The following is a 21,149-nucleotide window of genomic DNA, read 5'->3' as shown; positions in this document are numbered from 1 at the left end:
GCGGCCCGGCCCGAGGTCAGGACAAGCGGAACCGCAGCCGGCAGATCACCGCGTCGGTCTCCCGCCGTACGGCGTGCGCGACGACGGCGCCCCGCTGGTTCTGAAGGAGCCGCTGCCACAGCCGCTCCGGCTCGGTGTCCGGGATCAGGACGGTGACCCGGGTGGCCGGTTCGGCCGCCATGACGTCCCGCACGTAGGCGGCGATGGGACGGCCCGGACTGCGCCGCTCGCAGGTCAGCCGCACCAGAGGCACGCCGGGGTCCCACTCGGCCCAGGACCGCTCCAGGGCGTGCAGGGCGGCCCGGTCCTCGGGGTCCGGGTAGCAGACGGTGACGGCACGGACCTCGTCGCCGAGGGAGGCCGCGGCGGTCAGGGCCTCCGAGGTGAGGCGGGACAGGGATGACACGGGGACGATCACGACGGACCGGGCGCGGTGCGGACGCTCGGGGACACGGCCGAGCCCCAGCCGCTCGCCGATCCGTCCATAGGCGCGGTGCACGGTCTCGAAGGCCACGACCAGCAGGGGCAGGGCGATCACTGTCAGCCAGGCGCCCTCCTTGAACTTGGTGGTGGTCACGACGACGGCCGCGACACCGGTGAGCAGGGCACCGAAACCGTTGAGCGCGGCCTTCCCCTGCCACCCCGGCCCCTTTCCGAGCCGCCAGTGCCGGACCATGCCGACCTGGGCGATCGTGAAGCCGACGAAGACGCCGATGGCGAACAGCGGCACCAGGGTGTTGGTGTCACCGCCGGAGAAGACCAGCAGCGCGGCGGAGACGACGGCCAGGGTCAGGACACCGTGCCGGTGGACCTGACGATCGGCCTTGAGCATGAAGACGTGCGGCAGATAGTTGTCGCGGGCCAGCAGCTTCAGCAGCACCGGAAGGCCGCCGAAGGAGGTGTTCGCGGACAGGGCCAGCAGGATCATCGTCGCGAACTGGATGACGTAGAAGGCCCAGTTGTGGCCGAGCGAGGCGTCCGCGAGCTGGGCGAGGACGGTGACGCCCTCGACCGGCTGGAGGTGGAAGCGCGAGATCAGTACCGACAGGCCGATCAGCATCACACCGAGCACGGCACCGAGGGCGAGCTCCGCGTGCTGGGCGCGCTTGGCGCGGGGGACTCGGAAGGAGGGGACGGCGTTGGCGATGGCCTCGACGCCGGTGAGGGCGGAGCAGCCGGAGGCGAAGGCCTTCAGCAGCAGCAACGCGCCTACGGTCGTGGCGTTGTCGGCGAGCACGGAGGCATGGCCGGCCGCGGCCGCCGTGCTGACCGGCTCGGACCGGAACAGGCCCACCCCGATCAGCACGAAGATCGATCCGACGAACACGACGGTCGGCACGATGAATACCCTCGCCGACTCCACGATGCCCCGGAGGTTGACGGCCGTGACGAGCGCGAGCACGGCCAGGCACAGCCACAGGCGGTCGTCGTAGAGGGCGGGGAAGGCGGAGGTCAGCGCCGCCACGCCGGCCGTGACGGCGACGGCGACGTTGAGGACGTAGTCCAGGACGAGCGAGGCCGCCGCGACCAGGCTCGTGCGCCTGCCCAGGTGCGTCCTGGCCACGGCGTAGGAGCCGCCGCCGTCCGGGAAGGCCGCGATCACCTGGCGGTACGAGGCGACCAGCACCGCCAGCAGGGCGGCGATGGCCAGCGTGACGGGAAGCGTGAAGCCGAGGCCGTGCGCGCCGGCGGCGGCCAGGACGAGCACGATCGCCTCGGGCCCGTAGGCCACCGACGCCATGGCGTCGAGCGAGAGGGCGGCCAGCCCGGTGACCGCGGTCAGCCGGTGCCGATCACCGGTGTCCGGCGGCTCCTCGTCGGCGACGGGCGCCCCGGGCTCGTTGGCAAGGACGGACATGGTGCGGGCTCCTTCGTACGGGACGAAAAGCCGCACGCGGAAACCCGCGCGCGGGCACCAAGGTTCTGTCCGGATCCCGCCGTTCCCTGCCACTCCTTGCGCGTTCTTCGCGCTGAACCGACCGTCCTTGACGGCACTTTGACGCCCCGAGGGGGCTCGGGGAACTTCGCGGCCGGCCAGGGTCAACCCCTACCGGCCGAACCGCAGGCACCGCTCCCGGCGAACACCGTCACGCTGGGTGTCCACCCTCGGCAGACCGCCTCGCCCGCCACGCGCGGCCCGTCCCCGCCCCTATGTCCCCGGAGCTCGATCAATGCTGTTCGCCACGCCCCGACCCGGCCAGTCTTAACGGAAGCTTGACGCCCATGACCCCCTGATCCGTGGGCCCATGCGTCACTCTCCGCTTACGCTGATCCCGCCGTCCGCGTGATGGCCGAAATCGCGCCGACCCGCACATCAGGAGCACGCCGATGGCCACGACCGAACACTCGACGTCCAGTCGCGTGCGCTCCTGGATGCTGCAAGGGCTGTCCGACATGGGCAAGGGCCACGGCCCCGGGGGCCCGCACGCCGAGCCGGAGCCCGCACACAAGGGCCGGCCCTGGTACCGCGTCATGTGCCTCACCGGCGTCGACTACTTCTCGACCCTCGGCTATCAGCCAGGAATCGCCGCCCTTGCGGCCGGCCTGCTCTCCCCCATCGCCACGATCGTGCTCGTGATCGTCACGCTGGCGGGCGCCCTGCCCGTCTACCGGCGGGTGGCCGAGGAGAGCCCGCACGGCGAGGGCTCGATCTCGATGCTGGAGCGGCTGCTGTCCTTCTGGAAGGGCAAGCTGTTCGTCCTGACCCTGCTGGGCTTCGCCGCCACCGACTTCCTGATCACCATCACCCTGTCGGCCGCCGACGCCTCGACCCACCTGGTCGAGAACCCGCACCTGAACAGCGCCCTGCACGACAAGCAACTGCTGATCACCCTCATCCTCGTGGCCCTGCTCGGCGCGGTGTTCCTCAAGGGGTTCCTGGAAGCGATCGGCGTCGCCGTCGTCCTGGTCGGCATCTATCTCGCGCTGAACGCGGTCGTCGTGGTCTCCGGCCTCTGGCACGTCATCACCGAGGGGCATGTGATCACCGACTGGTCCAGCGCCCTCACGGCCGAGCACGGCAACGTCTTCGTCATGATCGGCGTGGCCCTGATCGTCTTCCCCAAGCTCGCGCTCGGCCTGTCCGGCTTCGAGACCGGCGTCGCGGTGATGCCGCACGTCAAGGGCGACCCGGGTGACACCGAGGCACAGCCGCAGGGCCGGATCCGGGACACGAAGAAGCTGCTCACCACCGCCGCCCTGATCATGAGCTGCTTCCTGATCACGACGAGCTTCATCACCACGCTGCTGATCCCTGAGAAGGAGTTCGAACCGGGTGGCCAGGCCAACGGCCGCGCGCTCGCGTTCCTCGCCCACGAGTACCTCGGCAACGCCTTCGGCACGGTCTACGACGTCTCGACCATCGCCATCCTGTGGTTCGCCGGCGCCTCCGCCATGGCCGGCCTGCTCAACCTGATGCCGCGCTATCTGCCCCGCTACGGCATGGCACCGCACTGGGCCCGCGCGGTGCGCCCGATGGTCATCGTCTTCACCCTGGTCGCCTTCCTCGTCACCTGGATCTTCGACGCGGACGTCGACGCCCAGGGCGGCGCTTACGCCACCGGTGTCCTGGTGCTGATCAGCTCCGCCGCGATCGCCGTGACCATCGCGGCCCACAAGGCCGGTCAGCGGAACTGGACCGTCGGCTTCGCGGTCATCTCCGCGGTGTTCCTGTACACCACCGTCGTGAACGTCATCGAGCGCCCCGACGGTGTGAAGATCGGCGCCTGCTTCATCGCCGGCATCATCCTCGTCTCCCTGCTCTCACGGCTGATGCGCGCCTTCGAGCTACGCGTGACCAGCGTGACGCTGGACGACATGGCGGAACGTTTCGTCCGGGACATGGCCAGCCGCAAGATCCGGTTCATCGCCAATGAACCCGACCGGCGCGACAAGGCCGAGTACCGCGACAAGATCGAGCAGATCCGCAACGACAACGACGTCCCCGTCCAGGAGGACTTCGTGTTCGTCGAAGTGACGGTCACCGACCCGTCCGAGTTCGAGGCGGGCGTGACCGTACGCGGCGAGGTCCTGCACAACCGCTACCGGGTCCTCACCCTGGAGTCCTCCTCCATCCCCAACTCCCTGGCCGCGCTGCTCCTGCACGTCCGCGACACGACGGGCTGCATCCCCCACATCTACTTCGAGTGGACCGAGGGCACTCCCTTCGCCAACTTCCTGCGCTTCTTCCTCTTCGGCCAGGGCGAGGTCGCCCCGGTCACCCGCGAGGTGCTGCGCGAGGCGGAGCCCGACCGTGACCGCCGGCCCCGGGTGCACACCGGCTGAAACGGCCGCGGGCATCAGGATCGCGTCAAGGTTGCACCGGTAAGGCGTCAGAGCACCGACAGCTGCGGTCCCTCCGGCGCCCCGGAGCCCTACCGTCTGCACTGTGCAGGGAAGCGGACCCCTTCCGGTGCCGACCGGCGACCGCCACTGGCGTGGCAGCGCCTGGTTCGCGGTGGGCTGCGCGCTGGCCTTCCTCGGCATGACCCTGCTGGTCGACCTGGACGGGGAGACGCTGACACCGCCCCGCGCCCTGCTGTGGCTGGCCCTGACCGCTCTGCTCTTCACGATCCTGCTCCCCCAGCGGGTGACCGCGGGGCCGGGCTGGCTGGCGGTGCGTGGCCTCGTACGACGGCAGTCGGTGCGGACGGACGCGCTGGTGGCCGTACGACAGCACGGCCGCGTCTCCGCCCTGCTGACCCTGCGCGACACCGACGGCTGCCGCCTGGACCTGGATCCGCGGATCCTCGTCGCCAACCCGCTGCTCTGGCACGAGTTGGACACCGGGGTACGGCGCTCGCTCGAACGCGGGACGCTCCTCGAAGGCACGGACGTGGTCGAGCGGTTGGGGCATCAGATCGACGACGCCACGGCACAGGCCGTGCTCAGGGCGTCGGGGATGTTCTGAACGCCGTGCGCCGCGGGGGACGTACCACTATTCGGCCGTACTGCATCCGCCCGGCGATCTCGACCCGCAGGACGACCGGCGCACTTGCCTCAGCGGCCGGACGCGTCCTGACCTTGGCGTAGTCGATCGCCAGGGAGTCGGTGTCCACCACCATGCCGGGCCGCGTGACCAGCCTCAGTGTGCCGCCGCGCATGTCCAGGTCGATCCGCAGGGCCCCGCCGGCCATCACCGCCTGCGTGAAGTCGAGGGTCACATCGCCCCAGGACGACTCGATCTCCAGCCGTCGGGGCACCACCCACTCCCCGCACCGCCGAACCGCCCTGTTGCGCGATCCGGACGACGTCCTTGACCTCGACGCCGCCCGGCGCCGCCGGCAGATCCACCGTCAGTTCGGCCAACTCGCCCACCGTGCGGGCGGAGAGAGCGGCGGTCACCCGCTCGTCCAACTCCTCAATGGTCAGCCTGCCCTCCCCCGCCGCAGCGTTCAGCACGTCCACCGCGCGGTCCCGGTCCACGTCCGAAGCACGCAGCCCCGTGTGCGACAGCTCAGCCGCCATACCCTCACCCCGTTCGAACCCGACCGCCCCCACTGACGCCATATCGCGTTATACCCAACGGCCAACCCACTGCCTCGAGTTCCCCGCCCGGCCCCTATCGTGACCGGCATGCAGTCCTACACGATCGGCCAGGCGGCGCGGCTGCTCGGCGTGAGCCCCGACACCGCGCGCCGCTGGGCGGACGCAGGCCGCGTCGCGACCCACCGCGACGACACCGGACGACGACTCATCGACGGCAAGGACCTCGCCGCGTTCTCCGTCGAACTCGCCAGGTCCGGCGCCGACGGGGAGGAGGCCTCCTACACCTCCGCCCGCAACGCCTTCCCCGGCATCGTCACCGCGATCAAGCTCGGCGACGTCGCGGCCCAGGTGGAGATCCAGGCCGGCCCGCACCGACTGGTCTCCCTCCTGACCCGCGAGGCGGTCGAGGAACTGGGCCTGGAGGTCGGCATGGAGGCCACCGCCCGCGTGAAGTCGACGAACGTCCATATCGACCGCACGTAACCGGACAGTCGACGCCGTTACGGTAGGGACCGGAGTCCGCAAACCCGTACAAATCCCCATCCTCTCCCGCTCCCACACCAACCGTCTGCGAGGCGTCCCTCCATGAGCCTGAGCATCCGCAACCAACTCCCCGGCACCGTCACCGCCATCGCCCCCGGCGAGGTCATGGCAACCGTCAAGGTCCACCTCGACGGCGGTCAGGACCTCACCGCGGCGATCACCCTGGACGCCGTCGAGGACCTCGGCCTGGCCGAGGGGACCGGCGTGACCGCCCTCGTGAAAGCCACGGAGATCTCCCTCGCCACCGCACCGATCAGCGGCCTGTCCATCCGCAACCAACTCCCCGGCACGGTCACCGGCATCGCCACGGGCGGCGCGATGGCCTCGGTGAAGATCGCCGTGGACGGCGGCGTCGTGACGGCGGCCATCACCAGGGACGCCACCAACGACCTCGCCCTCGCGCCCGGAATGCCCGTAGTCGCCCTGGTCAAGGCGACGGAGGTGGCACTGACGACGGCGTGACGCGGGAGGGCTCCGCCCGCCGACGTGAGGCCAGACGGGTGCCCCCGCCGCCGGCCTGACGCACGGGGGCTGCCCCCACCGGCCCGACGCACGGGGGCTGCACGCACCGACCGCACGCACAAGGGCCGCACCCCGGCCTCACGCACGAAGGCCGCACCCCGACCTCACGCACAAGGGCCCCGCCCGGCCGAACACGGCCAGAGCGGAGCCCTCGATCATCTACGCCGGTGCGTCAGCCCTCGTACGCATCCATCGGCGGGCAGGAACACACCAGGTTCCGGTCGCCGAAGGCCTGGTCGATCCGGCGCACCGGCGGCCAGTACTTGTCGGCGGCCGACACCCCGGCCGGGAACACGGCCTCCTCGCGGCTGTACGCGTGCTCCCACTCACCGCCCAGCGCACCGGCGGTGTGCGGAGCGTTCCGCAGCGGGTTGTCGTCCGCGGGCCACTCACCCGACCCGACCTTCTCGATCTCCGCACGAATGGCGATCATCGTCTCGCAGAACCGGTCGAGTTCGTTCAGGTCCTCGGACTCGGTCGGCTCGATCATGAGCGTTCCGGCCACCGGGAACGACATCGTCGGCGCGTGGAAGCCGTAGTCGATGAGCCGCTTGGCCACGTCGTCGACGCTCACCCCGGTCGCCTTGGTCAGCGGCCGCAGGTCGATGATGCACTCGTGCGCGACGAGCCCGCCCGGCCCGGTGTAGAGCACCGGGTAGTGCGGCTCCAGCCGCTTGGCGATGTAGTTGGCGGACAGCACCGCCACCTGCGTGGCCCGCTTGAGCCCCTCGCCGCCCATCAGCCGTACGTACGACCACGAGATCGGCAGGATCCCGGCCGAACCCCACGGCGCGGCCGAGATCGGGCCGACGCCCGTCTCCGGCCCGGCCGCGGGCTGCAGCGGGTGGTTCGGCAGATACGGCGCCAGGTGCGCACGCACACCCACAGGGCCGACGCCCGGACCGCCACCGCCGTGCGGAATGCAGAAGGTCTTGTGCAGGTTCAGGTGCGAGACGTCACCGCCGAAGTGCCCCGGCTTGGCAAGCCCCACGAGGGCGTTGAGGTTGGCGCCGTCGACATACACCTGCCCGCCGGCCTCGTGCACCTGAGCGCAGATGTCGGCGACGTGCTCCTCGAACACCCCGTGCGTCGACGGGTACGTGATCATCAGCACCGACAGCTCGTCCCGGTGCTTCTCGATCTTCGCCCGCAGATCCTCGACGTCGATCTCACCGTCGTCGGCGGTCTTCACGACGACGACCTTCATACCGGCCATGACGGCGCTGGCGGCGTTGGTCCCGTGGGCGGACGACGGAATCAGACAGACGGTGCGCTGCTCGTCCCCGTTGGCCCGGTGGTACCCGCGTACGGCGAGCAGCCCGGCCAGCTCACCCTGCGACCCGGCGTTGGGCTGCAGCGACACCTTGTCGTAGCCGGTGACCTCGGCGAGACGTTCCTCCAGCTCGCGGATGAGCGTCAGATAGCCCTGCGCCTGCTCGGCGGGCGCGAAGGGGTGCAGCTGCCCGAACTCCGGCCAGGTGACCGGCTCCATCTCGGTCGTCGCGTTGAGCTTCATGGTGCAGGAGCCCAGCGGGATCATGCCGCGGTCGAGCGCGTAGTCGCGGTCGGCGAGCCTGCGCAGGTAGCGCAGCATCGCGGTCTCGGAACGGTGCTGGTGGAAGACGGGGTGCGTGAGGACCTCGTCGCTGCGCAGCAGCCCGCCCGGAAGGGCGTCCTCGGCTCCCTCGTCCAGCGCCTCGACGTCACCCTCGACCCCGAACGCCGTCCATACGGCACCCAGTTGGGCCCGCGTGGTGGTCTCGTCGCACGCGAGGGACACGTGGTCGGCGTCGACGAGGCGCAGGTTGACGCCGTTCTGCCGGGCGGCGGCGACAACTTCGGCGGCCTTCTCGGGCACTCGCACGGTCAGCGTGTCGAAGTAGGAGCCGTGCACGACCTCGACACCACCGGCCGTGAGGCCCGCGGCGAGGACGGCGGCGTACCGGTGAGTGCGCCGGGCGATACCGCGCAGCCCGTCGGGACCGTGGTACACGGCGTACATCCCGGCCATCACCGCGAGCAGCACCTGCGCGGTACAGATGTTGCTGGTCGCCTTCTCCCGCCGAATGTGCTGCTCACGCGTCTGGAGAGCCAGCCGGTACGCCCGGTTCCCGTCGACATCCACGGACACACCCACGAGCCGCCCCGGCAGGCTGCGCGCGAACTTCTCGTGTACGGCCATGTAGCCGGCGTGCGGCCCGCCGAAGCCCATCGGCACACCGAACCGCTGCGTCGTCCCGACCGCGATGTCCGCCCCGAGCTCACCGGGGGACTTCAGCAGTGTGAGCGCGAGCAGATCGGCGGCGACGGTGACGAGGGCGCCGAGCTCATGGGCCTGCTCGATGACGGGCTTGATGTCCCGTACGACGCCGGAGGCGCCGGGGTACTGCACCAGCACGCCGTTGATCTCACGCCCGGCGATCTCGGCCGGAATGCCGTCGCTGAGGTCGGCGACCACGACCTCCACGCCGGTGGGCTCGGCACGGGTCTCGATCACGGCGATGGTCTGCGGAAGCACGTCCGCGTCGACCAGGAACAGCCCCTTCTTGTTCTTGCCCATCCGCAGCGACAGAGCCATGGCCTCCGCCGCGGCGGTCCCCTCGTCCAGCAGCGAGGCACCGGAGGTCGGCAGTCCGGTGAGGTCGGCGACCATGGTCTGGAAGTTCAGCAGGGCCTCGAGCCGCCCCTGCGAGATCTCGGGCTGATACGGCGTGTAGGCCGTGTACCAGGCAGGATTCTCCATGACGTTGCGCAGGATGACCGGCGGCGTGAAGGTCCCGTAGTACCCGAGCCCGATCATCGAGTCCAGCACCTGGTTGCGATCGGCGAGCGATCGCAGCTCGGCGAGCACCTCGGCCTCGGTGCGCGCCCCCGGCAGTTCGAGGGAGTCGGCGTTCTTGATCACATCCGGCACCGCGGCGGCGGTGAGTTCGTCGAGCGAGCCGTACCCGACCTGGGCGAGCATCTTGGCCCGAGCCTCATGATCAGGACCGATATGACGCTGCTCGAACGGAATACCCTGCTCGAGCTCGGAGAGCGGAATGCGATGGGCGGTCATTGCGGAGGCCTCCTGGTCTGACACGACCTTCGAGGGGCACCACGGCGCGGGTACCCGGACGGCCTCCCCCTCTGTCATCTCAACCTGAGAGCTTCACCGGGTCACCACAAGGTGCCCGGTTTTCACCGTCGGTGAGAGCGGAGGCCATCGACACCCGCCCTGCTTTCCAGAGTGACCTCGTCCGTGCGGTACGTGTGCCTGAGAGATTCCGGGGAGGATTTGCTCCTTCGGCGCCTCCGGATGGTTCCCGGAGGACTCTCCCGCACGGGGTCAGCAGCCGCTAGCCAGCCTACCAGCGGGGTCAACGCACGGTCCTTCGAGTGGCCGGGCTCACCAATGTGCCCTTTCGTAGTGCTTACGGATGAGTTGCGACCAAGTGGAGGGCCCGTGCAGACCGACATCGATCCGCGCAATCTGATCGGCCGCAAGGCTTTCGACCGCAACGGCACCAAGATCGGCACCATCGACGAGGTCTACCTCGACGACGCGACCGGAGTGCCGGAATGGGCGGCGATACGCACCGGTCTGTTCTCCCGGGACGCCTTCGTCCCCCTGGAGCCCAGCGATCTGGTCGAGGGCAGCCTCCACGTCCCCTTCGACCGCGCCCTCATCAAGGACGCCCCCGATTTCGGCGTGGGCCGCCACCTCTCCCCCGAACAGGAACTCCAGCTCTACCACCACTACGGCCTCGACGTAACGTCCGCGCCCCCACCCCCCGACCGGGACTTCGGCAACCTGGCAACCACGGAAACCCCGGACGACAACGGCCCCCGCACATCCCGCCCTCACTCCTGAAGACGCCCCCTTCCACCGCACATCCCCAGGCCCACGGAGGTCACGCCCACCTCCGCGCGGTCGAGTTCTCTTGCCCCAGCCGCACCCCATCGCAACGCAACGCCGCGGCGGCGCCCACCCGGCAGCCGACCTCACCCAGCTGCGGGCAGCCGTGCCGCTGGGGCGGCACGGGTGGGCGCAGCGGCACCCCGCAAGCGCGGGCGAGCGACCCACCCCCCTTCGGCGCCCCCAACGCCGGGCCCCCGGGGCACCAACCCGCGTCCGGTTCCGCCCGCCCCCGCCCTACCCAGGCACCACAGGCGGCGCCTCCCCCACGCCCCCACCGCCCCGCTCCCCTTCCCGCCCCAGGAGACCTGCCTCCACGCCTAGAACCCCACCAACCCCATGCCCCCCACCTCCCGCATCTCCCCCGGCGCCCCCATACCTCGCCCGCACCAACGGCAACGGATCCGCTGCCTCCAACCCCGGATCGTCGACCCGGAACGTCCGCACCCGCCCCGGCCCCGACGACTCAGGCGTCTCGAACCGCACAGTCACCCGCCCCAGCCCACTCCCCTGCACCCACCCGTGCCCGTGCTCGACGTGCCGCACATCGTGCCCCGCCACCCACCGCCGCTCGACGGGCGGCGCAGCCTCCCGCTCCGCAAAGGCCTCCTCGGGATCGCCCTCCTCGCCGTGCTCGACCCGCTCCCCCGCCACCTGCGCGAACAGATCCTCCTGCGTGTAGTCGGCCAACCCGGTGACCCCGACCCCCAGCAGCCGTACCCCACCCGTCGTGTCCACGGAATCCAGCAGCCGCAGCGCGGCCTCGCGCACCACACCCGGGTCGTCCGTCGGCCCACGCAGCGTCTCGGACCGGGTCAGGGTCGAGAAGTCGAACCGACGCACCTTCAGCACGATGGTCCGCCCGGACAGGCCGGCCCCCCGCAGCCGCCGAACACAACGATCGGCCAGCCGCTGCACCTCCAGCCCCACCCGGACCCGGTCATGAATGTCCACGTCGTACGTGTCCTCGACCGACACCGACTTGGCCTCCCGCTCGGCCACCACGGGCCGCTCGTCGTGCGCCAGCGCCATGGCGTACAGGGCATGCCCATGAGCCTTCCCCAGCAGCCGTACGAGCTCGTCCTCACCCGCCTCGGCGATCTCGTCGACCGTGTGGATTCCGGCCCGCCGCAGATGGTCCCCGGTCGCCGGCCCCACCCCCGGCAGGGTCCGCACCGACATGGGCGCGAGCAACGCCCGCTCCGTCCCCGGCTCGATCACCACCAGCCCGTCGGGTTTGGCCTCCTCCGAGGCGATCTTCGCCAGCATCTTGGACGCGGCGAGGCCCACCGACCCCGCGAGCCCGGTGACGGCCCGTATGTCGGCGCGCAGCTTCACTCCCACCAGCCGCGCGGACTCCTCGTCCCAGGCCGCTCCTCCGGCCTCCAGGTCCACGAACGCCTCGTCCAGGCTCAGCGGCTCCACCAACGGCGACAGCTCCCGCAGCAGGCCCATCACCTGCTCGCTGACGTCGCGGTAGATCCCGAAGCGCGGCACGAGATACGCGGCATTGGGCGCCAACCGGCGCGCCTGCCCCATGGGCATCGCCGAGTGCACCCCGAACACCCGGGCCTCATAGGACGCGGTCGCGACGACTCCCCGCGGACCGAGCCCGCCGACGATCACGGCTTTGCCGCGCAGGCTCGGCTTGGATGCCTGCTCCACCGAGGCGTAGAAGGCATCCATGTCGAGATGCAGGATCGTAGGCGCGTTCCTCACATCTCCGATGCTGCCTCACGTTACTGACAATGCCCTGCTGCAACCGCCTGATACGCCGCCCAGGCAGGCCCATCGACCCCATTCCGCCCGCCGCCACACTGCAACTGCGACGGCGTCCCGGCGAGGGCTGCTCAGACCGCCCGGTTTCGCCGCCGAGCCAGCTCGTCCGCCGGATTGTGCCCGACCAGGGTCTCGCCGGTGTCGATGCGCTCCCCGTGCAGCTGCGACAAGGCGCTCTCGACGTCCCGCCACACCACACCCACGGCGATCCCGAAGACCCCCTGCCCACCCTGGAGCAGCGCGTGCACCTCGTCCGGGGAACTGCACTCGTACACCGTCGCACCGTCGCTCATCAGCGTCAGGCGCTCGAGATCCCGAAAGCCGCGCTCCCGCAGATGCTGCACGGCGGTACGGATGTTCTGCAGTGACACACCGGTGTCCAGGAACCGCTTGACGATCTTCAGGACGACGACGTCCCGGAAGCTGTAGAGCCGCTGCGTCCCGGACCCGTGAGCGGGCCGCACGCTGGGCTCGACAAGGCCGGTGCGCGCCCAGTAGTCCAGTTGCCGGTATGTGATGCCCGCGGCCGCGCAGGCCGTCGGACCGCGATAGCCGATCTGCTCGGTCGCCATGGACGCCGCCCCTCCGCCGCTGCTCGGCACGGCCGTCGGTCGCTGCGGAGCGTGATCGGCCGCGCTGCCCTGAAGCGGGCTGGTGTGAAGCGGGTACGGGCCGCTCGCCCCGAGACTGCGTCCGGGGGCACCCCCAGCCGTACCGTCGCCGCTGCTTCTCACGCCGACCTCCGTCCTTGACCTGCCTTCTCGACGGTAGGCAGTCACCAGGGGTGCGTCAACGATCGCCACACTCGGCACGCCGAGTGATAATCACCCTAGGAGTGGTTTCCCGTGCCCCACCGCGGGGAAAGGCTAGCCGAATGCGCTCGAAGCAGGCCGCAGGACGCTCTCCCTCGCCGCTGGCAAATGCCGGCATTTGAGCCGTAACGGACTGTGGGCCCCGCCACCACGGACCGCGAGTCCGCCGGGCGCCCACACCGCCTCACTGGCTGCTGGTGCCGAAGTCCTCGGGCGAGATCTGGTCGAGGAACTCGCGGAACTTCTCCACCTCGTCCTCCTGCTCGTCCGGAATCGCGATGCCCGCGTCGTCGAGCACGCCGTCGCTGCCGTAGATCGGCGTTCCGGTGCGCAGGGCCAGCGCTATGGCATCGGAGGGGCGGGCGCTCACCTCGACGCCGCTGGCGAACACCAGCTCGGCGTAGAAGACGCCCTCACGCAGATCCGTGATGCGTACTTCGGTGAGCTCCTGGCCGACGGCCTCCAGCACGTCCTTGAACAGGTCGTGGGTCAGCGGTCGCGCGGGGGCCATGCCCTGCTGGGCGAAGGCGATAGCCGTCGCCTCCCCCGGCCCGATCCAGATGGGGAGGTAGCGGTCGCCTCCCACTTCACGCAGGAGCACGATCGGTTGGTTGGAGGGCATTTCGACCCGGACACCTACGACATCGAGCTCGTTCACACAGCAACCCTAGGCCGTGCTCGGGACGTTTGGGTAGTCGGGCCGAGAACGGGTGGCCGATCCGGGCTCCCCGCCCCCGCCCGGCTCAGGGCAGCCGCACGCCGAGAGCGGTCTGCACCAGGGCGGCGTGCAGCTTCACAGCCAGCCCCGCCAGTTCCTTCGTACGCGCCTCGGCATGAGCCCTGGTCTGCGGATTGCGGTGCCGCCGCAGAGGCGCCACGACCTGGTCCACCAGCCCGGCCTCACGGTCGGCGGCGGCCTTCATCACTCGCAGATGCCGTGGCTCGATCCCGAATCGCCCCAGCTCGACGACGAGCGAGGCCACGGTGACGGCCTCCGCGTCGTACGCCCCGTCGGGAAACGGGGCGATCAGGCCGTACGACTCCCATTCCGCGAGCTCCTGCTCAGCGATCTCGGCGGCGAGGAGCAGCTCGGCCCGCCCGATCCGGGCCGCGGTGGGAGCCTCGACGGGCTCCAGGACCGTTTCTCCATCGCGCTGCCGGCACACGGTCGGCAGTGGTGCTGCCTCACCGCGCTCCATGGCGTCCAGATGCTCGCGGATCACCTTGAGCGGCAGATAGTGGTCCCGCTGCATCCGCAGGACGTGGCCGAGCCGCTCGACGTCCTGCGCACTGAACTTGCGATACCCCGAGGGGGTCCGCTGCGGCTCGACGAGACCCTCCGACTCCAGGAAACGGATCTTGGAGATGGTGATGTCAGGGAACTCGTCGCGCAGCACGTTCAGCACTGTGCCGATGCTCATCAGCCGACCGTCCGTGGCGGCGATGCCGTTTCCGGCACCGCCGCTCGGTGTTTTCAGCATGGACCTTCCCTGGGTCTCCCCGGACGGGCTCCGGGGGAGGGTCAGTAGCCCCGCTGGCTCGCGTAGAAGACCAGCCGGTACTTGCCGATCTGCACCTCGTCACCGTTGTTCAGAGCGACCTGGTCGATCCGCTCGCGATTGACGTACGTGCCGTTCAGGCTGCCCACGTCGGCCACCGTGAACGAGCCGTCCTGAGCGCGACGGAACTCCACGTGCCGGCGCGAGACCGTCACGTCGTCCAGGAAGATGTCGCTCTGCGGGTGCCGCCCGGCCGTGGTCAGATCGCCGTCCAGCAGGAAGCGGCTGCCCGAGTTCGGACCGCGGCGCACCACCAGGAGCGCGGAGCCCAGCGGCAGCGCGTCGACCGCCGCCTGCGCCTCCGGAGACAACGCAGGGATCGCCGTCTGACCGGTGGTCTCGGCGTCGTAGGCCTCAAGGCCGGAGATGGAGATCGTGGAGGTCGTCTCGGAGGGACGCTCGGGCGTGGCGCCCGGCCGCAGCGGGGCGCCGCAGTTGGAACAGAAGCGGCTGTTCTCCGCGTTGCGGTTACCGCACCTCGTACACACCAGGGCCGACATCGGGGAAAACCCTCCACCCGTACTTGAGGTTGACGGTTGCCCGAAACCTATGTCGCCGGACTGGCCAGGGTCAACTGACGGCGCGCCCTGACCACCGGAAATGTCACCACCCGGTCCAGGCACCTGGTCCCTGAACAGTGGGCGCTGGCCCTCATCGTCCCCCTGCGCGCGGTGACGAGCGGTCGCGTTGTCGCCACTCTCTCGCGCGCTCTTGCCGAACAACTTCGCAAACAACTTCACGGGCGATTCCCCTTGACCGAAATAGACCCGCCCGTGGGGCAGGACGAACCCTGACTGCACTCCCTGGCCGACCCGGACACCCTCACAACGTCCGTCTCCACCAGACAGTTTCCACCACGCACCACCCATTCGGTGCGCCGACCCCCCGCAACCTCATGCCCTCGCCTGACGTCCCCCATGCACCGCCGGTTCACTGGGAGGACGACCGAGCGTAGTCAGGCCGCTTCGCCGCTCGCAAGGCGTCCACGACGATCTTGTCCGACCGCTCGATGGTCACGGTGGCCTGCTCCTTCTCGAGAGTCTGAACCACGCCTCCAGGGATGTTGAGCGCTGGTTCGAGGTCCTGCGACTTGCCGATGACCTTGAAACGATACGGAGCGTTGATCTTGTTCCCGTCGACGCTCACGCTGTTGCCGGCGTCGGTCAGATAGGTGCCGGCGACGACGCGTATGCCGTTCACCTGGATCGCTTCTGCGCCGGCCGCGCGCAGCTCCTGGATCGCGTCGAGCAGCATGTCCGCCTCGACCGTCCCCTTCGTGTCGTCGATGGTCATCGTGATGCCAGGCCCCTGAGCCGCCACCGTGCCCGCCAGAATGCCGAGTTGCCTCTCCTTCTCGACCGTCTGCTTGCGGGCCTCCTCGGCCTGGTTCGAACTGTTCTCCAGCTCATCTCGCTGCTTCTCGAGACCTTGCTTCTCGTCCTCAAGACGCTGAGTACGGTCATCCAGTTCATCGAGGATGCGAACAAGATCTTCCTGACGTGCGCCGCGCAGGGCCCCGTCACCCTCACTGTTCGACGCGACCTGGACGGCCAGGCCGAAGCCGAGGCCGAACAGCAGGACAGCGACGATGAGTTGGGCCCGGCTGACCCGCGGCGGCCACAGCCCCTTCACGAGCCGCTGCCGACCCGTGAGGTCGCTCGACTGCCCCTTGGCGCCGTCCGCGGCCTCCGAGGCGTTGTCCACGGCCTCGGCCGCGCGGCCCGCTGGCATCTCCTCGGGCAGCTCCTTGCGCAGCCTGTTCTCCGGTGCCTCGTCGTGGTTGCTCATCGGCCTCACGCCCGGAACACGTGCCGGCGGATCGCCGCAGCATTCGAGAAGATACGGATGCCGAGAACGACGACCACGCCGGTGGACAGCTGGGCGCCCACGCCCAACTTGTCGCCCAGGAACACGATCAGCGCGGCCACGACCACGTTGGACAGGAACGACACGACGAAGACCTTGTCGTCGAAGATGCCGTCGAGCATGGCCCGCAGACCTCCGAAGACGGCGTCGAGAGCCGCCACGACGGCAATCGGCAGATAAGGCTCGACGACCGCCGGAACCTCAGGCCGGACCAACAGGCCGGCCACGACGCCCACGACGAGGCCCAGTACGGCGATCACGATGTGCCCTTCTCGGTTTTCTCGGTGTTCGGCTGTGCTGTACGTACGGTCACGCTGGGGGCGGCGGGGAGCCGAAGGTCGTCCTGCACGGAAATGCCGGTCCGGATCCCGAAGTTCTCCTGCAGGGCGTGCAGATACAACCCGTCGGCGCTGTCCTGGAACCTGGTGCTCAACCGCTCGCCATCCCCCACCGCGAGCACCGTGTACGGCGGCACCAACGGCTTGTTGTCGACCAGTATTGCGTCTCCCGCGGCCCTGATCGCCGACAGGGCCGTCAACCGCTGCCCGTTGATCGAAATGGCCTCGGCGCCCGACTCCCACAGCCCGTTGACCACACGCTGCATGTCGCGGTCGCGCACCCGGCCGGTGTCGGAGAACCCGGACGTTCCGCGCGGGTCGCCGTCGCCGCCCGAGGCGGTCTCCTTGGAGTCGTTGACGATCAGCTTCACGCCGGGACCGTGCACCTCGACAGCACCCGCCAGGATGCCCACCAGCTCCCCCTGGTCACTGTCACCGGTCGACTTCAGCGCCTCACGCTGCCGCGCGCTCACGTCGTCGCGCAGCTTGTCGACGGTCTCTTCCAGCTGGTCCGCCGCCGCGGTCTCACGGTCGATGCGGTCGACCAGCTCCTCGCGCTCCTTCGCCACGACGGGCGCCGCGACCCTCGCCTGCGCAGCCCCAACGGTCACCACGAGCGCCGCGAGCACCAGACCGGCAGCGAGCCCCAGCTTCGCCCTCAGCGTCTTGGGCAGCCCTCCGTCGCCCGCAGCCTTCTTGCGCGCGGCTGCCTCGGCGTAACCATCGTCGAGGCTGTGATCCATGACGTTGGTGAGCAGCGACATGGACGCGTCCGGGCGCGCTGGGCGCGTGGGTGTGCTCCGAACGGGGGGCTGCTGCGGCATGCCGCACATCGTCGCACGTCGTCGCCGATACCTCCGAATGGCCCCACCGGCGTGCCGGACAGGCCCCTTGGGGGTTGCCTGTCCGGCACACGCGCGTGGTCACGTACGTCAGCGGCCGGCGCTGTCCACGACCGCCGCCCATTCGTCGAGCAGAGCCTGCGCGGAGGCGTCGTCCGGGCCTTCCGCCCACAGATGGGTGACCGCCTCGGCCGGGTCGGGCAGCACCATCACCCAGCGCCCGTCCGTCTCCACGACCCGCACACCATCGGTCGTGTCGACAAAGCGATCTCCGGCCTCCTCCACGACCCGCCGCATCACGAGCCCCTTGACGGCCCAGGGCGTCGCAAGATCCCGCTTGATGACATGGGCCCGCGGAATCCGCGCGTCGATCTGGCTGAGCGTGAGCTGCGTCCGCGCCACCAGGCCGATCAGCCGTACGAAGGCCGCCGTACCGTCGAAGACACTGCTGAACTCGGGGACGATGAACCCGCCCCTACCGTCGCCGCCGAAGATCGTCGTGTCGTCGCGACCGACCCGGGTCAGGTCGTCCGGCGACGTGGTCGTCCATTCCACCTGCGTCCCGTGGTACGCCGCCACCTGCTCGGCGATCCTCGTCGTGGTCACCGGCAGCGCCACACGCCCGCTGCGTCGCTCCGCGGCCACCAGGTCGAGCATGACGAGCAGAGCCCGGTCGTCCTCGACGATCCGCCCCTTCTCGTCCACCAGCGACAGCCGCTCACCGACCGGGTCGAACCGCACCCCGAACGCGGCCCGCGCGGACGCCACGATCTCTCCCAGCCGCACCAGCCCCGACCGCCGCGTATCCGCAGACTCCGTGGGCCTCGACTCGTCGAGACCGGGGTTGATCGTCAGCGAGTCCACACCGAGCTTGCCGAGCAGGCTGGGCAGCACGAGCCCCGCGCTGCCGTTCGACGCGTCGACGACGACCTTGAGCCCCGACTCCGAAATCCCCGTCGTATCGACATTCCGCAGCAACGACCCGGTGTACGAGTCGAAGACACTGGCCGGGAAATGCAGGTCCCCGATCTCTCCGGGGAACGCACGCCGGTACTCCTGCCGCGCGAAGACCCTGTCCAGCTTGCGCTGACTGGCCTGCGACAGATCGGCACCCCGGCCGTCGAAGAACATGATGTCCACGGAATCCGGCACACCGGGCGTCGTACGGATCATGATCCCGCCGGCACTGCCCCGCGCAGTCTGCTGCCGCGCCACGGGCAGCGGTACGTTCTCCAGGTCCCGTACGTCGATGGCACTGGCCTGCAGCGCCGAGATGACCGCCCGCTTGAGCGCACGGGCACCGCGGGAGTGGTCGCGAGCCGTGGTGACGGTGGACCCCTTCTTCAGGGTCGTCGCGTACGCGCCGGCGAGTCGCACGGCTAGCTCGGGCGTGATCTCCACGTTCAGGATTCCTGAGACGCCACGGGCACCGAACAGATGCGCCTGGCCCCTCGACTCCCAGATCACCGAGGTGTTGACGAAGGCGCCGGCCTCGATGGTCTTGAACGGATAGACGCGCACATTGCCCTGGACGATCGATTCTTCACCGATCAGGCATTCGTCGCCGATGACCGCGCCGTCCTCGATCCGGGCCGCCCGCATGATGTCGGTGTTCTTCCCGACGACGCACCCACGCAGATTGCTGTGCTGCCCGATGTACACGTTGTCGTGCACAACAGCCTTGTGAAGAAAGGCTCCGCTCTTCACGACCACGTTCGACCCGACGACGGTGTGCTCACGGATTTCCACACCGGCCTCGACCTTGGCGTAGTCCCCGATATACAGGGGCCCACGAAGCACGGCGTCAGGATGCACCTCGGCGCCTTCGGCCACCCAGACACCCGGGGAGATCTCGAAGCCGTCGAGCTCGACGTCGACCTTGCCCTCCAGGACGTCGGCCTGCGCCTTCACATAACTCTCGTGGGTGCCGACGTCCTCCCAGTACCCCTCCGCGATATAGCCATAGATCGGCTTGCCTTCCTTCATGAGCTGCGGGAAGACATCGCCGGACCAGTCCACGGGGACGTCGACCTCGACATAGTCGAAGACCTCGGGCTCCATGACATAGATGCCGGTGTTCACCGTGTCCGAGAAAACCTGACCCCAGGTCGGCTTCTCGAGGAAGCGTTCGACCTTGCCTTCCTCGTCGACGATCGTGATGCCGAATTCCAGCGGATTGGGCACACGCGTCAGACAGACCGTGACGAGGGCACCCTTTTCCTTGTGGAAGTTGATCAGCTCGGTGAGGTCGAAGTCGGTCAGGGCATCACCGGAGATGACGAGGAAAGCATCGTCCTTCAACGCCTCCTCGGCGTTCTTGACGCTTCCAGCGGTACCGAGTGGCTTCTCCTCATTGGCATAGGTGAGCTCCATACCGAGCTCTTCACCGTCACCGAAGTAGTTCTTGACCAGAGAGGCCAGGAATTGAACTGTCACGACGGTTTCATTCAGCCCATGCCTTTTGAGCAGCCGCAGAACGTGCTCCATGATCGGCCGGTTGGCCACCGGCAGGAGCGGCTTGGGCATGCTTGAGGTCATGGGACGAAGGCGTGTGCCTTCGCCCCCGGCCATCACGACGGCCTTCATGTCGGAAGCGTCCTCCTCGAAGAGACGACTGTCTAGCCGACTTCACCCGTCCAGATTGTCCCGCACTTTTCCGCCGCGGGCCATCGAGCGCCAAGCGCTCCAATCCGCGAGCTCAATCGGCCATGGCGTCCGCACGGACCAGGCGGCGGACTTGTACCACGTAGAGGACTCCTGCCCACCAGTACAGGGTTGTACCCCATCCGGCGAACGCCCATCCGAAAATAGCAGCGAGTGACGGGATCCATCCGCTTCCGTCGCTGAGCAGCAGCAACGGGAAGGCGTACATCAGGTTGAACGTGGCAGCCTTCCCAAGGAAGTTCACCTGAGGTGGCGGATAGCCATGGCGTCTGAGGATGCCCACCATCACCAGCAGAACCAGCTCACGCGCCAAAAGTGCAGCGGTCAACCAGACCGGCAGAATCTCGCGCCAGGTGAGGCCGACCAAAGTCGAGAGAATGTAGAGCCGGTCGGCCGCAGGGTCGAGAAGCCGGCCCAGGCTGCTGATCTGGTTCCAGCGCCGCGCGAGCTTGCCGTCCAGGTAGTCACTGACGCCACTCAGAGCCAGCACCAGAAGTGCCCAGCCGTCACTCTTGGGCCCACCGAACTCAGGCCTGAGAATCAGCCACAGGAACAGCGGCACACCAAGGAGCCGCGCCATGCTGAGGATGTTGGGGATAGTGAGCACTCGATCCGTCTGGACGCGAGTCTCCTGGACCTCCACCCGAGGGCCTCCTGTGGGAAACGTACCTACGATGCCCCCTGACCCTACCTCAACGCAAAAAAGCTCTGGCCCTCGGGCTGTATGCCCAAGAGCCAGAGCTCTAAAAGGAGTTCGGCGGCGTCCTACTCTCCCACAGGGTCCCCCCTGCAGTACCATCGGCGCTGTAAGGCTTAGCTTCCGGGTTCGGAATGTAACC

18 protein-coding genes, 1 rRNA gene, 1 pseudogene and 1 riboswitch are annotated in these 21,149 nt (G+C 69.1%); of the genes and pseudogenes, 5 read left to right on the top strand and 15 right to left on the bottom strand.

Annotated features, from left to right (window positions below):
- Positions 1-16: 16 nt before the first annotated feature.
- On the bottom strand, positions 17-1,858 hold the full coding sequence (locus tag ACZ7L5_RS33430; RefSeq protein WP_471521573.1) for an APC family permease: 1,842 nt from the start codon (positions 1,856-1,858) through the stop codon (positions 17-19).
- Positions 1,859-2,328: 470 nt separating this feature from the next.
- Between ACZ7L5_RS33430 and ACZ7L5_RS33425 the strand changes: the two genes are divergently transcribed.
- Positions 2,329-4,284: an APC family permease gene (locus ACZ7L5_RS33425; protein WP_471521571.1), complete on the top strand. Its 1,956-nt coding sequence runs from the start codon at positions 2,329-2,331 to the stop codon at positions 4,282-4,284.
- Between the two features lie 103 nt (positions 4,285-4,387).
- Entirely contained in the window at positions 4,388-4,909 is a 522-nt protein-coding gene (locus ACZ7L5_RS33420; protein ID WP_365066990.1) for a hypothetical protein, read from the top strand.
- Here ACZ7L5_RS33420 and ACZ7L5_RS33415 read toward each other — a convergent pair.
- On the bottom strand, positions 4,887-5,201 hold the full coding sequence (locus ACZ7L5_RS33415) for a hypothetical protein (RefSeq protein WP_471522123.1): 315 nt from the start codon (positions 5,199-5,201) through the stop codon (positions 4,887-4,889). The two genes, ACZ7L5_RS33420 and ACZ7L5_RS33415, sit on opposite strands and share 23 nt — an antisense overlap.
- Before the next feature lie 139 nt (positions 5,202-5,340).
- Positions 5,341-5,466: pseudogene (locus ACZ7L5_RS33410) on the bottom strand (DUF1707 SHOCT-like domain-containing protein); the annotation flags it as partial.
- Between the two features lie 108 nt (positions 5,467-5,574).
- Between ACZ7L5_RS33410 and ACZ7L5_RS33405 the strand changes: the two are divergent.
- Positions 5,575-5,970, top strand: coding sequence for a TOBE domain-containing protein (locus tag ACZ7L5_RS33405; RefSeq protein WP_328883002.1), 396 nt, complete (start codon positions 5,575-5,577; stop codon positions 5,968-5,970).
- A gap of 102 nt (positions 5,971-6,072) precedes the next feature.
- The gene (locus tag ACZ7L5_RS33400; protein ID WP_471521569.1) at positions 6,073-6,492 is read left to right on the top strand and encodes a TOBE domain-containing protein; all 420 of its coding nucleotides are present in this window, start codon (positions 6,073-6,075) and stop codon (positions 6,490-6,492) included.
- 232 nt (positions 6,493-6,724) lie between these two features.
- Here the strand turns inward: ACZ7L5_RS33400 and gcvP are convergent, their stop codons facing one another.
- Positions 6,725-9,610: an aminomethyl-transferring glycine dehydrogenase gene (gene gcvP, locus ACZ7L5_RS33395; protein ID WP_471521567.1), complete on the bottom strand. Its 2,886-nt coding sequence runs from the start codon at positions 9,608-9,610 to the stop codon at positions 6,725-6,727.
- Between the two features lie 176 nt (positions 9,611-9,786).
- Positions 9,787-9,883: riboswitch (glycine riboswitch) on the bottom strand.
- Positions 9,884-9,997: 114 nt separating this feature from the next.
- On the opposite strand from gcvP, the gene ACZ7L5_RS33390 reads away from it, so the two are divergent.
- Positions 9,998-10,405 (top strand): PRC-barrel domain-containing protein, encoded by a 408-nt coding sequence (locus tag ACZ7L5_RS33390; protein ID WP_471521565.1) that lies wholly within the window; start codon positions 9,998-10,000, stop codon positions 10,403-10,405.
- Positions 10,406-10,687: 282 nt separating this feature from the next.
- Here the strand turns inward: ACZ7L5_RS33390 and ACZ7L5_RS33385 are convergent, their stop codons facing one another.
- From ACZ7L5_RS33385 to rrf, 11 genes are all read right to left on the bottom strand, one after another.
- On the bottom strand, positions 10,688-12,169 hold the full coding sequence (locus ACZ7L5_RS33385) for a DNA polymerase IV (protein WP_471521563.1): 1,482 nt from the start codon (positions 12,167-12,169) through the stop codon (positions 10,688-10,690).
- Between the two features lie 131 nt (positions 12,170-12,300).
- Positions 12,301-12,963, bottom strand: coding sequence for a MerR family transcriptional regulator (locus ACZ7L5_RS33380; protein ID WP_328882997.1), 663 nt, complete (start codon positions 12,961-12,963; stop codon positions 12,301-12,303).
- A 262-nt stretch (positions 12,964-13,225) separates the two neighbouring features.
- Complete coding sequence (locus ACZ7L5_RS33375; RefSeq protein ID WP_004002801.1) at positions 13,226-13,699, bottom strand: bifunctional nuclease family protein; 474 nt, start codon at positions 13,697-13,699, stop codon at positions 13,226-13,228.
- A gap of 85 nt (positions 13,700-13,784) precedes the next feature.
- Complete coding sequence (gene ftsR / locus ACZ7L5_RS33370) at positions 13,785-14,522, bottom strand: transcriptional regulator FtsR (protein WP_471521561.1); 738 nt, start codon at positions 14,520-14,522, stop codon at positions 13,785-13,787.
- 41 nt (positions 14,523-14,563) lie between these two features.
- On the bottom strand, positions 14,564-15,469 hold the full coding sequence (locus ACZ7L5_RS33365) for an FHA domain-containing protein (protein ID WP_471521559.1): 906 nt from the start codon (positions 15,467-15,469) through the stop codon (positions 14,564-14,566).
- Between the two features lie 61 nt (positions 15,470-15,530).
- Positions 15,531-16,388, bottom strand: coding sequence for a DUF881 domain-containing protein (locus ACZ7L5_RS33360; RefSeq protein WP_471521557.1), 858 nt, complete (start codon positions 16,386-16,388; stop codon positions 15,531-15,533).
- A gap of 5 nt (positions 16,389-16,393) precedes the next feature.
- A complete protein-coding gene (locus ACZ7L5_RS33355; protein WP_003988855.1) occupies positions 16,394-16,726 on the bottom strand; it encodes a small basic family protein in 333 nt (110 codons plus the stop codon).
- A complete protein-coding gene (locus tag ACZ7L5_RS33350) occupies positions 16,723-17,637 on the bottom strand; it encodes a DUF881 domain-containing protein (protein ID WP_362378734.1) in 915 nt (304 codons plus the stop codon). The genes ACZ7L5_RS33355 and ACZ7L5_RS33350 overlap by 4 nt, the downstream gene beginning before the upstream one ends.
- Positions 17,638-17,736: 99 nt before the next feature.
- On the bottom strand, positions 17,737-20,232 hold the full coding sequence (locus ACZ7L5_RS33345; protein WP_471521555.1) for a sugar phosphate nucleotidyltransferase: 2,496 nt from the start codon (positions 20,230-20,232) through the stop codon (positions 17,737-17,739).
- Positions 20,233-20,344: 112 nt separating this feature from the next.
- Entirely contained in the window at positions 20,345-20,953 is a 609-nt protein-coding gene (locus ACZ7L5_RS33340) for a CDP-alcohol phosphatidyltransferase family protein (RefSeq protein WP_328882991.1), read from the bottom strand.
- A gap of 109 nt (positions 20,954-21,062) precedes the next feature.
- Positions 21,063-21,149 (bottom strand): 5S ribosomal RNA (rrf, locus tag ACZ7L5_RS33335); the annotation flags it as partial.

This window comes from Streptomyces sp. NPDC107528, from assembly GCF_055639295.1.
The sequence above is the reverse complement of the archived record's forward strand: the minus strand, read 5'-3'. Positions and strand labels throughout refer to the sequence as shown.